The sequence below is a fragment of the Peribacillus sp. NPDC076916 genome (assembly GCF_050269675.1).
Taxonomy (GTDB): domain Bacteria; phylum Bacillota; class Bacilli; order Bacillales; family DSM-1321; genus Peribacillus; species Peribacillus aracenensis.
The window spans coordinates 64375-78664 of record NZ_JBNNIU010000009.1; the positions used below are offsets into that span (position 1 = coordinate 64375).

Annotated in this window: 8 protein-coding genes and 3 pseudogenes; 3 read left to right on the forward strand and 8 right to left on the reverse strand. The window is 38.8% G+C overall.

Annotated features, from left to right (window positions below):
• Positions 1-47: 47 nt before the first annotated feature.
• Positions 48-840, forward strand: a pseudogene (locus tag ACQKFG_RS21215) (SDR family NAD(P)-dependent oxidoreductase); the annotation flags it as partial.
• A 1402-nt stretch (positions 841-2242) separates the two neighbouring features.
• Here ACQKFG_RS21215 and ACQKFG_RS21220 read toward each other — a convergent pair.
• The 6 genes from ACQKFG_RS21220 to ACQKFG_RS21245 all read right to left on the reverse strand — a co-directional run bounded on the left by ACQKFG_RS21220 (position 2243) and on the right by ACQKFG_RS21245 (position 8854).
• On the reverse strand, positions 2243-3079 hold the full coding sequence (locus ACQKFG_RS21220; protein ID WP_427562508.1) for an aminoglycoside 6-adenylyltransferase: 837 nt from the start codon (positions 3077-3079) through the stop codon (positions 2243-2245).
• A 749-nt stretch (positions 3080-3828) separates the two neighbouring features.
• Entirely contained in the window at positions 3829-4623 is a 795-nt protein-coding gene (locus ACQKFG_RS21225) for an XdhC family protein (RefSeq protein ID WP_427562511.1), read from the reverse strand.
• Between the two features lie 26 nt (positions 4624-4649).
• A complete protein-coding gene (locus ACQKFG_RS21230; protein WP_427562514.1) occupies positions 4650-5516 on the reverse strand; it encodes an FAD binding domain-containing protein in 867 nt (288 codons plus the stop codon).
• A complete protein-coding gene (locus ACQKFG_RS21235; protein ID WP_342615505.1) occupies positions 5510-5977 on the reverse strand; it encodes a (2Fe-2S)-binding protein in 468 nt (155 codons plus the stop codon). Before ACQKFG_RS21235 ends, ACQKFG_RS21230 begins: the two co-directional genes overlap by 7 nt.
• Positions 5974-8133, reverse strand: coding sequence for a xanthine dehydrogenase family protein molybdopterin-binding subunit (locus ACQKFG_RS21240; protein ID WP_427562518.1), 2160 nt, complete (start codon positions 8131-8133; stop codon positions 5974-5976). Before ACQKFG_RS21240 ends, ACQKFG_RS21235 begins: the two co-directional genes overlap by 4 nt.
• Positions 8134-8260: 127 nt before the next feature.
• A complete protein-coding gene (locus ACQKFG_RS21245) occupies positions 8261-8854 on the reverse strand; it encodes a nucleotidyltransferase family protein (protein WP_427562521.1) in 594 nt (197 codons plus the stop codon).
• Between the two features lie 406 nt (positions 8855-9260).
• Here ACQKFG_RS21245 and ACQKFG_RS21250 point away from each other — a divergent pair.
• A pseudogene (locus tag ACQKFG_RS21250) lies at positions 9261-9447 on the forward strand (CoA-transferase); the annotation flags it as partial.
• Between the two features lie 497 nt (positions 9448-9944).
• Here ACQKFG_RS21250 and ACQKFG_RS21255 read toward each other — a convergent pair.
• The gene (locus tag ACQKFG_RS21255) at positions 9945-11231 is read right to left on the reverse strand and encodes a M14 family zinc carboxypeptidase (protein ID WP_192204321.1); all 1287 of its coding nucleotides are present in this window, start codon (positions 11229-11231) and stop codon (positions 9945-9947) included.
• Between the two features lie 586 nt (positions 11232-11817).
• Between ACQKFG_RS21255 and ftsZ the strand changes: the two are divergent.
• Positions 11818-12768: pseudogene (gene ftsZ / locus ACQKFG_RS21260) on the forward strand (cell division protein FtsZ); the annotation flags it as partial.
• A 547-nt stretch (positions 12769-13315) separates the two neighbouring features.
• On the opposite strand, the gene ACQKFG_RS21265 reads toward ftsZ, so the two are convergent.
• The gene (locus ACQKFG_RS21265) at positions 13316-14218 is read right to left on the reverse strand and encodes an aldo/keto reductase (protein WP_353871845.1); all 903 of its coding nucleotides are present in this window, start codon (positions 14216-14218) and stop codon (positions 13316-13318) included.
• Between the last annotated feature and the right edge of the window lie 72 nt (positions 14219-14290).

Genomic DNA, 14290 nt, shown 5'->3' on the forward strand with positions numbered 1-14290 from the left:
TCTTTCTAACCAACAATTTTGATTTTATATAAATAGAAGGAAATTAGATGAAATTGAGTTTAAAAGGAAAAACAGCCCTTTGTCACGGGATCGACAGCTGGTATCGGCAAGGCTCCAGCGCTTACATTAGTAGCAAAGGGAGCCACTGTTCTTATTAACGGACGACGGGAAGAAAAGGTACATCAAGCAATTAAAGAAATTCAAACACAATATCCTCAAGCCATGCTTCACCCTGCTATTCATGATTTAGGAACGGAACAAGGATGTCAACAGATGATTGAACAATATCCAGAAGTAGATATTCTGATTAATAATCTTGGCATTTTTGAGCCCATTGAATACTTTGATATACCAGATGAAGATTGGTTTCGATTATTTGAAGTGAACAACATGAGCGGAGTTCGATTAACCCGCTCTTACCTCAAGAAAATGATTCAAAAAAAAGAGGGGAGAATCAACTTTATTGCGAGTGAAGCAGCTATTATGCCTTCTCAGGAAATGGCGCATTATAGTGCAACAAAAACCATGCAATTGTCAATTTCCCGTAGTTTAGCTGAGTTATGTAAAGGCACAAATGTCACTGTTAATACAGTTATGCCTGGCTCAACTCTTACAGAAGGTGTAGAGACGATGCTAAAAAGTCTTTATCCAAATGAACTATTAAGCATCGAATAAGCAAAAAAATGATTTATGAAATAAAATCGCCCAACGTCTATTATTGAAAGATTTATTCGTCCCGAAGAAATTGCACACCTTGTAACTTTCTTAAGCAGTCCACTTTCTTCAGCTATTAATGGATCAGCATTACGAATAGACGGTGGATTAGTACGTAGCGTATTTTATTCAATTAGCCTACATAACTTTGTAAAAAAATTTCTGAGCCAAAACCTTTTTATACGTATATTTTGCTTTCTAATAAATAGGAACAAAAAAGTTCTATAAATACTTTTTTCTATGAAGGTTCAAATCCATATCTCCTCCTTTCACTATTTGTTTCCCAGTATTATGTGGCAATTAACTACAAACAAAAAGAGCCACTTTCTGTTAGAGAGCGGCTTTGCATGAGTACGATTACTACTTGTGGGCTAGTATGTAAGTAATTACTTAATGCAAATTGCCTTATCTACTGGAAGGAGAAAGCCCGTTCGATTATTTTCCAATTAGTCTTGTTAAAGCCATCCCAAGAAATCCATCACCCATTCCTAACATCCACCCGATTTGGGAACTTCCTAACAAAGTCCCACTCCTCCACCAATAAACATGCAGCCAACGAATACTAATACTCAACGCCCCATTTCCGCCTATCCATAATTCAATCACATCCTTTCAATAAAACATATGCTAATAACTAACCTTTCTTGAAAATGGTTTTTTATTTATTTTGCTAGAGGTGGTATAGTTGTTTGGCTTAGGATTAGCAATGGTCAGGGAATTCAAAGATGAAAATTGACGGCTTTGAAGGGATTGTAGGAGGTGAATTTAAACTTTTAAGTGTCATAACTTGAGAGTTGCGGAACAAACCTTCTTCAACTAAAGCCAACTAATAGAAGATGGTTGTTGTTCCTTTAAAGGGCGCGATTGTTGTGCATCACAGGTAGAAAATAATCAAACCTTTTTATAAAACTGAAACTTAAATCTACTGAAAAAGAATCCATTTTGAATTTTTATTTATCGCAGAGTGCTGGCTTGTGAGATATTTCTGGAGGTATTTTTGATCAAACTTTGTTTTAAAGCAACAAAAAGAGCATAAGGAAAAACTGTCCCCAACAACGTTGCGGAACTAGGCAAAGCCTAGTATGAAAAATCCATCAATGTCCCTTTTGTGTCCCCTAACACAACCATCAATGTCCCTTTCATGTCCCCCTATTTTATTAATTGTTATTTAAAAAAGAGAAGGAAGCCTTCTCTTTTATTTTACTTTTTTATTGGTTTTTCCGACGAAACTTAGCCATCTTGTTCTCTGTTACACCAAAATAAACCTTTTGGGAGTCAAGGGGTTTATCGTTTTTCACTTTTATCGTTTTTCACTTTTATCGTTTTTCACTTTTATCGTTTATGTATGATTTTATTCAGCTAAAAAAGGATATTTCCTCTAAGTCCTCTTCCGATATCTGCCCTGCCACTCCAGATATTATGACAGCCACACATGCCATCCAATAATAGAAGCCGCTTATATTAAATATTACATCTAGAATAGGTCTATCCGTTTCTGAAACAGGTGTTTGATACCAACATCTATTGGTTAATTTTTAGTAAGGTATTGTTTAACCTTATTCGCATCTTCAGAAGGGTATTGATATTCGAGAATACTAGCTACTTCAATAGCTACTTGCTCAAACAAGTCAATTGTTTCAAACAACGAATTCCAGACTTGTTCGTAATCTCCATTAGGATATGTTTTCATCAACCTTTCCCAAATGTCGTTATCAAGGTAGCACTTTAAGTACTTACTGTTTTTTCCTACACTCAATGAAAAATTGGTTTCTATACCAACTTTCCACTCAAGTATTGTTAGTAACATTTCTCTTACACTATTTAAGTGGTCATAAGCGTAAAGTATTTCTTGTCTCCATAGCCCTTTCGCTACATAAGTTGAAACCCACCAAAATTCATTACAACAATCAGCAAAAAATTCAGCAGAAGGCTTTTTTACCCAGTAATCTTTATCTGTTGGTTCAGAAAGCTTAGGTATATCCCCATCTTTATCTAATAAAATAACTGTTAATCCATCTTCAGAGCAATAATTATCTTTTTCCTCAATCGGAATCAGCATTAAATCAATTCTATTACCATCCTCAAATAACATTAGATAGGTGAATCTCCCACCCAATTCAGGTGGAAACATTGCCATATCTTCTGGTGTTTGCATTATCATTCTTTTCCCAAAAACATTTACCCATTCAGGATTGATTAGAAACGATTGAAAGTCAGATACAAGATAAACAATATCATAATCTCTGAAAGTATCTTTAGGTACATTAGAATTCGCTCGGGAACCATTCATTGCAACAGCTCGTACTCTCTCATCTTTCTCGGCTACTCGTAATATCAATTCCATCATTTCTTTTTCTGAACGCATATTTTTCTCCTCCTAAATATTTAATTTCTTTATACGTATTCCTATTAGGAGGGCCTCTACTTACTAATAAACAACGTTATTAAAACGCTCTATTATTGACACCCTAACTCCTCCAATTATTTTAAGATTAAAACTCAAATGTATAAAAGTTGTTTTTAATTATATCACTATCCTGCACCTATAGTTGCATAAGAAAAAGCTGCCTTAAACCAGCTAATGGGATGTCAATATCTTTTTCTAAAAATTTCATTTTCCTTATGATAAATAACCCTCCAAAACCCTTTTGGAAGGGTTTTTCTCTGTTTCATAAAACCGTTAATCAAGCTAAATCCAGGAACTTCTTCAATGCATATAAAAAGAAATTTTCTAGCTGAAAAATGGGATGAATCCATGTGCTTAATGAGGGATGCCTTTGTGAAGAAGTATGGAGTGAAAAGTCTAATAGTGCCTTCTAAATGAAACTACCTATCTATTTTACTAATTTGAATAAATTTCAACATGATCATCCCCATTAAAGTGCAGGGGGACAATCGGATGTTTTCCGAGTAAAGCACTCTTCAAATATATAAATGAATTAATCAAAACGACAAAAAGCCCACTCTGAAGAGCAAGAGCCAGCTTCTAGCTTTTATCTAAGAAAAAAGGTCAGTCCCACTGAGTTAATACTTTAACACAGCGGGGACTGACCCCATTGTCTATTAGACATTTTGATTTTAGCTTTATCTGCCTCAGGTGTTATACCTTTCTACTTATCTATTTAATTGTTTCTCTTTTACAGGCTTTTTTTCCTTGCTTACTTTGATGATTTGTCCGATAATACTGATGGCAATTTCTTCTGATGTTTCCGAGCCAATTTCCAATCCGATTGGAGAATGGACCTGCTCCAACTGTTCTTGCGTGACCCCTTCACTTTTTAACTTTTCAAATATGCTTATGACCTTTCGTTTACTGGCGACCATCCCAACATATGCAATCGGAAATTGCAGTGCCGTTTTTAATACAATATCATCACAATCTTTTGTAACAATTACCACATATGACTTTTCATTTAGATTGGCTGCGAGCAAAGCCTTTCCAATATCCTCGTTCACAAAAAGGTTTGTCGCATTAGGAAAGCGTTCCTTCGTACAATAATCAACGCGATCATCGACAATGCAATAAGGATATTCGAGAAAATCAGCGAGCTTTGCCAACGCATGGCCTAAATGACCGGCCCCAGCCAGAATGAGTTCAGGCCTGCTTGTATAGACTTCAATAAAGACCCGTAACGTGCCGCCACAATTCATCTGAATTCCGTCTTTTGCATGTTTATTCAATTTATATTCAACGATTTTCGATTGGCCATTTTGGATCGCCTTTACACTGTCTTCGATCACATAGTGTTCAGCCAAGCCCCCACCGACAGTCCCTTCAATGGTACCATCCCGGTAAACAATCATTTTTCCAACATGCCTAGGAGTCGAGCCCTTTGATTCAATAATCATGGCTAAAGCAAAGGTTTCGTTTTGACACGTCAGCATGGACACTTTTTCCATCAGCAGCATGAAAAGCTCCCCCCTATTTTTAAACATTAATTCGGTTGATATTGCTTCATGCTAAGAAAATAACGTAAAAGATGTAACGCAACGGTTTTTCTGTAAGCCGCAGTGGAGCGTTGATCGTCGATTGGTCTAATGATCTTATCGAAGGCTGCCACAATCGCAGCGATGTCTGCATCGGCCAATGGAATCGTTTTTCCAACCAGCTTCTTCTCAATATCAATGGAACGAACCATCGTAGGTCCGACTGCCCCGAAGGCAAATCGAATGTCATCGATTCGATCTTTGCTTATCCGGACGAAACCCGCAAACGATACCTTCGCAATGGCATCTGCGTTGCGGTTGCCGACTTTCTCGAAAACGACATGTGAATCTTCTAATACGTACGGCAGAATAATCTCCGTTACTATTTCATTGTGAAAGCGTTGAACCCGTCGTGGACCTTGAATAAAATCGCTAATCGCAACCATGCGATCACCATTTACGGAGCGCAACAGAAGCTTTGCATTGTATATATATAATAAAGGAAGCATGTCACCGGCAGGAGAGGCGTTGCAAATATTACCGCCTAATGTTCCCCGGTTTCTGATTGCCGGGGCAGCAATTGTTTTAATTGCATTCTTTAAAGCAAAAGGAATCAACGGATTTTCAAGTAATTCACTATAGGTACAGCAGGCCCCGATGTGGAGATCCTTATGATGTTGATACACCTGCTTTAATTCGGAAAGATGATTAATAAAAACAATCGGTTTAGGGATTTTCGGAGGTACTCCCCTTCTACTTTTGTGAAGAACCATAACATCGGTGCCCCCGGCTATGATTGAACAATCTTCTCTATTCAATTGGCTTAAGGTTTCGTCTAAACTCTCGAAGCGATTCGCTGTTATTTTCTCTACCATAAGCCATCACCTTTTTTAGCTGCTAGGTTAATTCCCTCAACAATCATATTGTAGCCTGTACATCGGCACAGATTTCCGGAGATGCCTTCACGAATTTCAGCCTCTGAAGGATGAGGATTTTTAGATAACAAAGCTGCACTGGCCATAATCATCCCCGGAATGCAATAGCCGCATTGCACTCCCCCGGCGATGGAATAGCTCTCATCTAAAATTTTAAATTGTTCCGTTTCAGTGATGCCTTCGATCGTTTGAATATCGGCTCCAGCAATCGAGCCAATTGGAATAAGGCAGCTGTTTTGCAGAAGGTTATTCACAAAAACACTGCAGGCTCCGCACTCCCCTTCACCACAGCCTTCCTTTGTTCCGATTAACTCAAACTCATCTCTTAATAAATCTAGTAATCTTGCTGTAGCAGGGGCGTCAGTTTCTACCGTTCTTCCATTTAGTGTGAATTTAATCAACCCTCTTCACCTTCTTTCATCCAAAGACTTTCAATAATGACTTCCGGTGTAATCGGAATTTGCTGAAAAGAAGTTTGCAGGGCATCCTCGATCGCAGATTGGACTGCTGGTGCGCCTCCGATTAAAGTCAATTCACCTGCGCCCTTCGCCCCGTATGGACCATCAGCATAGGGGTTATCAAAGACCTTGCTTTCAATTGAAACAACATCCAATGAAGTCGGCGGTCCATAATCCGATATGCTTTTTTGTTGGATTCTACCTTGCTTTGACGTCATCTTTTCTAGATAACCGTATGCTAGCCCTTGAGCCAAACCACCGTCAATTTGGCCTTTCATAATCCGTTCATCGATGACCTTCCCAACTTCATAATTGCCGTATACTTTTTCTAACTTTATATTTCCTGTTAACGTATCAACTTCTACTTCAACGATATTAACGCCCCATGAATAAGCCGGGTAGGCATCTCCAGTGAAGGTTTTCTCGTCCCAAGGAATCATTTCACGGTGAACATAGTGCTCAACTACTTCCTGTTCCACCCCTGTTTGCCAATGATCCTTAAGTTTTTTTGCGGCCCGTTCAAGCAATTTTCCGACAATCATCGTCGTCCTGGAAGCTACGGTCGGACCCGAGTCGGGAACCTCTTTTGTGTCGGGATAAGGGTACGAAATATCTTCGAACGGGAGGTTAAGTTCTTTGGCGACAATTTTACACAACGTCGTCAAAATACCTTGTCCCATATCAGAGTTTGAGATTTTTAGTGATACCTGGTCGTCCTTTGATTTAACCAGCTTCACCGTTGCTTTAATATGATCTCTTTCGCCACTGCCTGTAAATCCACAGCCGTGGAGGAACAACGAAGTTCCTATGCCTTTTTTATAGCGCTGATTTTGTTGATTTAAGCGCTGAAAGTCTTCTTTTTTCTTTTTGTATTCTGACACGTTGAGTACGTCCTGAATCATTTCTTCCACTAATATCGGGTCGCGGAATTTACCTTTGGTGATGGTGGGGTCTCCTTGTTTGACGAGGTATTTTCGTTTATATTCAAGCGGGTCGATTTTTGCCAGTTTACTAAGATGTCCAATATGACTTTCGATTCCGGCAAAGCTTTGTGGAGCACCAAAGCCTCTGAAGGCGCCGTTCGGAACGGTATTGGTTTTTAAGACATAGCCTTTTGCATGAAAATGCGGAATTTTATAAACACCGGCACCGTTTATTAATGCGCGCTGCAGCACGACAGAGCTCAATCCCACATTTGCCCCTCCATCGAGAAAGATGTCAACACACATGCTCAGAATATTTCCTTCCTTATCAAGGGCCGTTCGATATTTCAGTTTGGCCGGATGTCTTTTCGTCGTAACCTGCATATCCTCAGAACGGTCGAACACGAGCATTACCGATTTTTTGACTGCTCTTGCTGCAACGGCTACGTGACAAGCCATCATCGAAGGATAATCTTCTTTGCCGCCAAAACCTCCGCCGGTAGGACTTTGAACAACTCTAACTTCATCGTCACCACAGGCTAAAGCGCTTAGCAATGCATTTTTTATATAATAAAGACATTGCATCGATCCCTGGACGACAATTTCATCATCCTTATAAACGGCGAGCATTCCTTGCGGCTCAAGGTAGACATGCTCCTGATAACCCGTATCATATTCTTCTTCGATGATTTGATGGGCTCCCTGCTCGATAGCTGAAATGTTCTCTAAGCTTTCCCCAAATTCATAGTTTGCCAAAACTAAGGATACAGATTTTTGCTTGATCGCTTCGTCCAATGTATAGATAGCCTGATGTTCTTCAAATTCAATCTCCACTTCATTTAACAAACTGTACAGGATATCCAGGTCTTTGCCCGTGAGCATGAGAATCGGCTCACCAATATAATTGACCCACTCATTGGCAAAAATGGGCTGATCTTCTTTGATAATTTTGACATAATTCGGTCCGGGGATATGCTCTGCTCCAACAGCTTCATACCCTTCCGGAAGGTTAGGTAATTGAATGGATATGACTTTTCCATAAGCAATTGGCGATCGATACAAAACACCGTAAACCATATTTTCCAATTTCACGTCACTAATATAGGGCAACTGGCCCGATACTTTACCTTTATGGTCCTTTTTGGGCACTGAGGTGCTTATGTCTTTGAGATTCATTGCAACAACACCCTTCGACTCAATTTTTTATTGGGACATATTCGGAATAGAAACCTCTTCCTATGATTTTATCAATGAGAATGATCTTTTATGATTCATTTCTATTCAAGATTTTTCTAGTTTTTAATTATATTTTTACTTCGCTTATCATAATTATGGCTTTTTGGTAATCTTCCGGTGTATCAACATCCATTAATACTCCCACATCTTCTACATTCAAGTATTGCTTTTCGTAACCACCAAGGACCACACGCAAGTTACTATCTGGATTGGTTTCGAGAATTTTCTGTTTCACTTCGCTTGATAATTTAATGGGGTGGCCACCTTTATAGTCAAAGCTGGGAATAACCACGTTTCCTTTGTGTTTTGCTAGTAGCTGAACAGTCTCTTTTTTAACAAGCGGACAATCTCCAGGTGTTATAAAGAAGGTTGGGGCATTTACTTCGTTGCAGCCCTTTTGAATTGAATGAAACATTCCCTGGTTAAAGTTTTCATTATAAACAAACTTGATCTGAAATGAATAGGCATTTTTACTGATGATTTTGGCAATTTCCTCTTGGATGATTTCCGCTTGAAACCCAGCTACGACGATGACCCTGCTGCATAATCCTTCAAATTTAGAGATCGTTTGCTCCAACACGCTCATTTGCCCCATCGGCAAAGTCATTTTAAATGCATTCGCTCGGCTGGAATATCCAGCAGCTAGGACGATTGCTTCCATGTTTGTCACCTTCTACCTATCTTTTTCTTAATTCTCACAATAAAAGCACAAGCGGAGTAAGGATTTGCGGTATGGACTAATAAGAGATCATTGATTGTTTATGCTATGAATTTTAATTAAAGAATCTGGATAGCGTTTTTTCTTTATATGCGTAAAAGCCTCATTATATTACTTATGGTACGCTTTTAGTGTACGCTTCTAAATGAGGTTTTTTAAACTCTCATTTAATTACATACTTAGTCCTTCGACTCTTCTGTAAGCTAAATTCCCCAACTCAAGATTATAATCCAAGTTGCCCCTGGACATGTCCACTCATCTGGGATTTATGTACAACGATTGATTCAAGGAAAAAGGAAAAAAGAAAATCGAATTGAAAGAAGCACAACTCAATTAATTGGGTGATTAGATGAGTATCCATGTAGATAAAGAGCTAGACATTAGGGAGAAATTATCAAAAAGAGCGGAATAAGAAATTCAATCAGGGAGCTATGTTAACCTTGGAATTGGTATGCCTACCCTTGTTGCAAACTTTATAGAAGAAAATATACAAGAGGTCCTTCAATTTTAAAAATGGACTGCTTGGAATTGGACCCTAAAACACCTTTGATACGGAAGAAAAAATTGTTTTTTAATGACGGTCAAATCGATGACAGTGGTGCGGAGCACATCATTAATCCATATTATGAAAATAATAGATTTAGATGACCTTGAATTAGAGAAGAAGAGGTACACACAAAAACCAATACAGTAGAAATTTTCATGCCCCTCAAAAACAAGCAGGAAAAGTTTTAAAATGAAAATGAAACCAATATCCTTATTTTGGCGGGTGATATCGATGGACATGGAATCGGCAGAAATCTTCTCCACTTCTTTTTTCAAATGCATATCCAAGGCTTGACAGGCGCCGACTCAATACCACAATTAATAGAATTTTAGATGTAACAAAAATTTAATGAGCCTCTGTATCCCCCAAATCTCTAGAGCCCTACAATCTATTTAAAACAACAAATAGGAGAGTTAATCACTATGGATAACTCTCCTATTATGGTACTTCCTTTAAAAATCAACTGCTTCACAACAACCGATAAAATTAATGTTTATTCCCAGGGCTTACTCCTAGGGCAGTGCTTGGGATGGCATCATAAACAGCAGGATCGGCGTTTTCAAGGGAACCGTCTGCTAATCCGTTAAGAACCGCTATGACTGGAACCTTTGCTGTTTTTTTAAGCATTCCGTTTTGCTTCTGACCGAGCGTTTGGGTTTGTCCCTTTATTTCAATTAACATCGTGGCTGTGCCATTTAACTGGATGGACCCAAGCCCAGAGCCTGGGTAGTTCACGGTCGGATATTTTTGAATCGCGCCGAAAGAGGAGTTTCCGAGCTGCAACGACTCATAAGCGACGGCATTGACTTTTTTGCTCAAGGTAAGGACATCCTCGTCTAACACATAGTTCTTCCCGCTGAACGGGTCTATATAAGGCTTGGTTGTAAATTGGGCAAGCAGCTGGATGGAAACTGAACGGCTGTCCTCTTCTGACAAGCGGTTAAAGCCTCGGTGATGAATGTCAATGGCAACATCAGGATTTAGTTCTTGGGTCAATTCTGTAAGTGCACGTGTTTCCGGTGAAAAGACAAGTGATGCGTTTGCTCCATTATTTGTGGCACTATTGTTTAACACTTCTGCCACTTTCTGTGGATCCTTTTTAATCTCTTCCATTATGTCAAAATCATAATTCGGATGGAAATCACGATTTAAGTCGAAACCAGGGATCCCGTAAACCACGCTTCCATCATTGTTTTGGGCTCTCTCGCTTCCTTCTGCATTGTAATACCAAGGTGCTTTTGTATCAGCTGGAAGGCCTAATTCTTTTGGATTCCAAGTTTGATGAGAATACCTGGTTGGAAATGGTTTGCCCTCGTATTGGTTCGCTGTTCCATCAGGGTTTAAACGTGGCACAAACCAAACACTCACCTCATCCAAAATATCATTTACTTCTTTACTGCCCGATGATAGCTGCTGCATTAACTCAACAATTGCTTCTGTGCCGAGCGGCTCATTTCCGTGAATTTGAGTATAAACAAGGACCCTCTTCTTCTTTGGATCATTGTCACCAAATTTCGCTACATATAGTGGGTACCCATCGTTGGATGTTCCAAATTGCTCAAGCCCCATCTTCCCTTTCGCTGCCTTTTCGATCTGCTTTAATTTGCTTTCCAATTGCTCATTTGACATCAGACCTGATAAGGAAAGGTTCTGTCCATCCTGTACCCAAGGACCATTTGGAGTCGTGACAGGCTCAGCAAAAGCTGTGGTTCCTACAAGAGTGGAAGCCAAAATCCCACTAGTGAGAATGTACTTTAATGCTTTTTTCTTCAATCTTTTCTCCCCCTTATATCTATATAACAAGACAAATATTAGCATATTCTGACTATTTACGAAATAACATATTTGAAAATTATGAAAATTCAATCTCAAATTGAAGATAAAAGGGTATTTTGTTCTGGTGAAGAGAGTTGTCAAAGTTCCGTTTTTCTTCTTTCTCCTCTGGTAGTCTCTAAATCTTGGACACACTGATATTAGTACTCTTAAAAATGGACGTGGTCAGTATGGAAAAGGAAAATGTATTTAAGCGGAAAGTATCAGAGCCATCTTCATAGATACGTATTTGCTTGTAATAATGTATATATATTGATATAAAAGTGGAATTACCTTAGAATAAAAACAAAGATTACCTTTTTAGGATATCGAACCCACCCACCTTTAGCAAAGAATGGAAGGGTTCAATGAAAGGCATTGTCGTTAGGAGTCTCCTTTAAGGGACTTCTAACGACAATGCCTTTTTCTTTAACTAAATCTAAATATAAGAAAGATAAAACATTTCGAATAAAATGAATGAGTATTTCCGCTATTTATTTGAATAGTTTGAAACAAGTAATTTCAATGAACTAGGAGGTCCTATAAAATGGAGTTTGTTACAAGTGTAAACTCATCAGTCAATATTAAAGTAATTGGTATTGGCGGCGGAGGAAATAACGCCGTTAACCGTATGATCGAGCATGGAGTTAAAGGTGTAGAATTTATTGCTGTAAATACAGATGCACAAGCACTTAATTTATCAAAAGCAGAGGTCAAGATACAAATCGGTGCAACATTGACAAAAGGTTTAGGATCAGGGGCAAATCCAGAAGTAGGTAAACAAGCGGTTAAAGAAAGCAAAGAGCAAATCCAAGAAGCATTAAAAGGTACAGACATGGTACTCGTTACAGCCGGAATGGGCGGCGGTATAGGAACGGGTGCTGCCCCTGCTATTGCTCAAATTGCCCGTGAGCTTGATATACTAACCATTGGCGTTGTAACACTTCCGTTTGCGTTTGAGGGCAATAAGCGTGCAACACAAGCAGCAGGCGGAATCGCCTCAATGAAGAAAGCAGTGGACACATTAATTGTTATTCCAAATGATCGCTTATTGGAGATTTTACATAAAAATACACCCATGCTTGAAGCATTTCTTGAAGCGGATAATGTTATTCGCCAAAGTATCCAAGGTATATCGGATTTAATTGCTGTACCAGGTTTAATCAACATTGATTTTGCAGACGTGAAAACAATCATGTCCAATAAAGGATCTGCCTTAATAGGCATTGGCAGAGCAACAGGTAAACATCGCGCTACGGAAGCTGCAAAGAAAGCCATTTCCAGTCCGTTACTTAACACTTCCATCGACGGAGCCCAAGGTGTGTTAATGAAACTCACAGGCGCCAATATAAGTCTTTATGAAGTACAAGAGGCAGCAAACATTGTTACTTCTGAGGCAGACTCCGAGTTAAATATGATTTTCGGTTCTGTTATTAATGAAAACTTAAAAGATGAAATTATAGTTATTATCATTGCTACTGGCTTGAATGATCCGGAGGTTCATCATTGAAAATGTCTGCCCGCCCTTCAATAACAGAAATGGAAAAACGACTGTCACAAGAGTTTTGATGCAAAATACGATTATTATAATTCACCAAGACCACTGTTAGTGAAAGTCAAATAGAAGGTATGGAGCAAGAATCATCAGAAACTCCAGAAAATGGGACATAAATAAGGTATGGAACTTGAAAACAGTACTAGATTGGTTTGTTTTCCCGCATTTTCTATTAATAGACTGCTTTCTTCCGGTATATCATATTGAAAGGAAATGAATTGTACCTCAGGAAACATCGGAAAGTGGATTGATATGGATTCCAAAAAAATCCTTTGAGCCTATTCCCCCGATTTTCATGTTGTTTCACTTTGAAAATGAAAAGTATTTTTATTATATGGCAGAATCTTATTAGCACTTAAAAATTCACCAAAAAATCATGGTCTGAAAAATGAAAGTCCATCTCGTCATTGTTTGCAATTTAAGAATGGGGACCTCTTCACGGAGGTCCCCATTAATGACGGCAAGGTTTCTTGTTCAACGGTATAATTCATTACGGGATATCATGTCCCATCGAGCTGGTTAAAATATTGAACCATTGCTCTTTTTCCATGCTTAGGTTTAGTGAATCAATGGCGCTGTCCAGCCGTTCTTTCTTACCCGATCCAACAATCGGAATGATTTTTGCAGGATGTCTCAATAGCCATGCATACATCACTTCATCTATTCCGTTAGCACCGATTTCTTCTTTTACGATTTCTAACGTTTTACTTAATCGGGCAGCCTTTTCATTCGATTCTTCAAAGATGCTTCCTCCTGCAAGAGGGGACCAAGCCATAGGAGCCACGCCCGCTTGTTGACATAGGTTAACGGTTCCGTCCTCGAAGTTTTCAAGATTATATGCGGAAAGTTCCAGTTGATTCGTCACAAGGGGATATTCAAGGTAAGATTGAAGCATATCCCATTGCTGTTTTTTGAAGTTCGATACGCCAAAGTTACGGACCTTTCCAGATTCTTTTAATTGATTAAATGCCTCAGCTGTTTCCGCCGGGTCCATCAGGGGATCCGGACGATGGATAAGCAATAAATCAATATAATCCGTTTTAAGATTCATAAGAGATTGTTCAACAGACTTTATTATATGGGTTTTACTAGTGTCATAATGGTGACTTTTATGAGAAGGACGGTTTTCGGATTTAAGAACTATGCCACATTTCGTAACGATCTCCATTTTATCGCGTAAAGATGGCTTTAATGAAAGTGCTTTCCCAAAAATCTCCTCACACGTATAGCTGCCATATATATCGGCGTGATCATATGTAGTGATGCCCCGATCCATTCCATGTTCAATAAGAGATAGGATTTCATCTGTAGAAAATCTCCAATCTGCCAACCTCCACATACCGTGAACAATGCGTGAAAGACTAAAATCTTCAGTTAGATTGACTCTTTGCATGTTTTTCTCCCCTTTTATACCGTGATTAATCTTGTTAATCAGTTATTTGTTCTGTTATCCATCATGTTTATC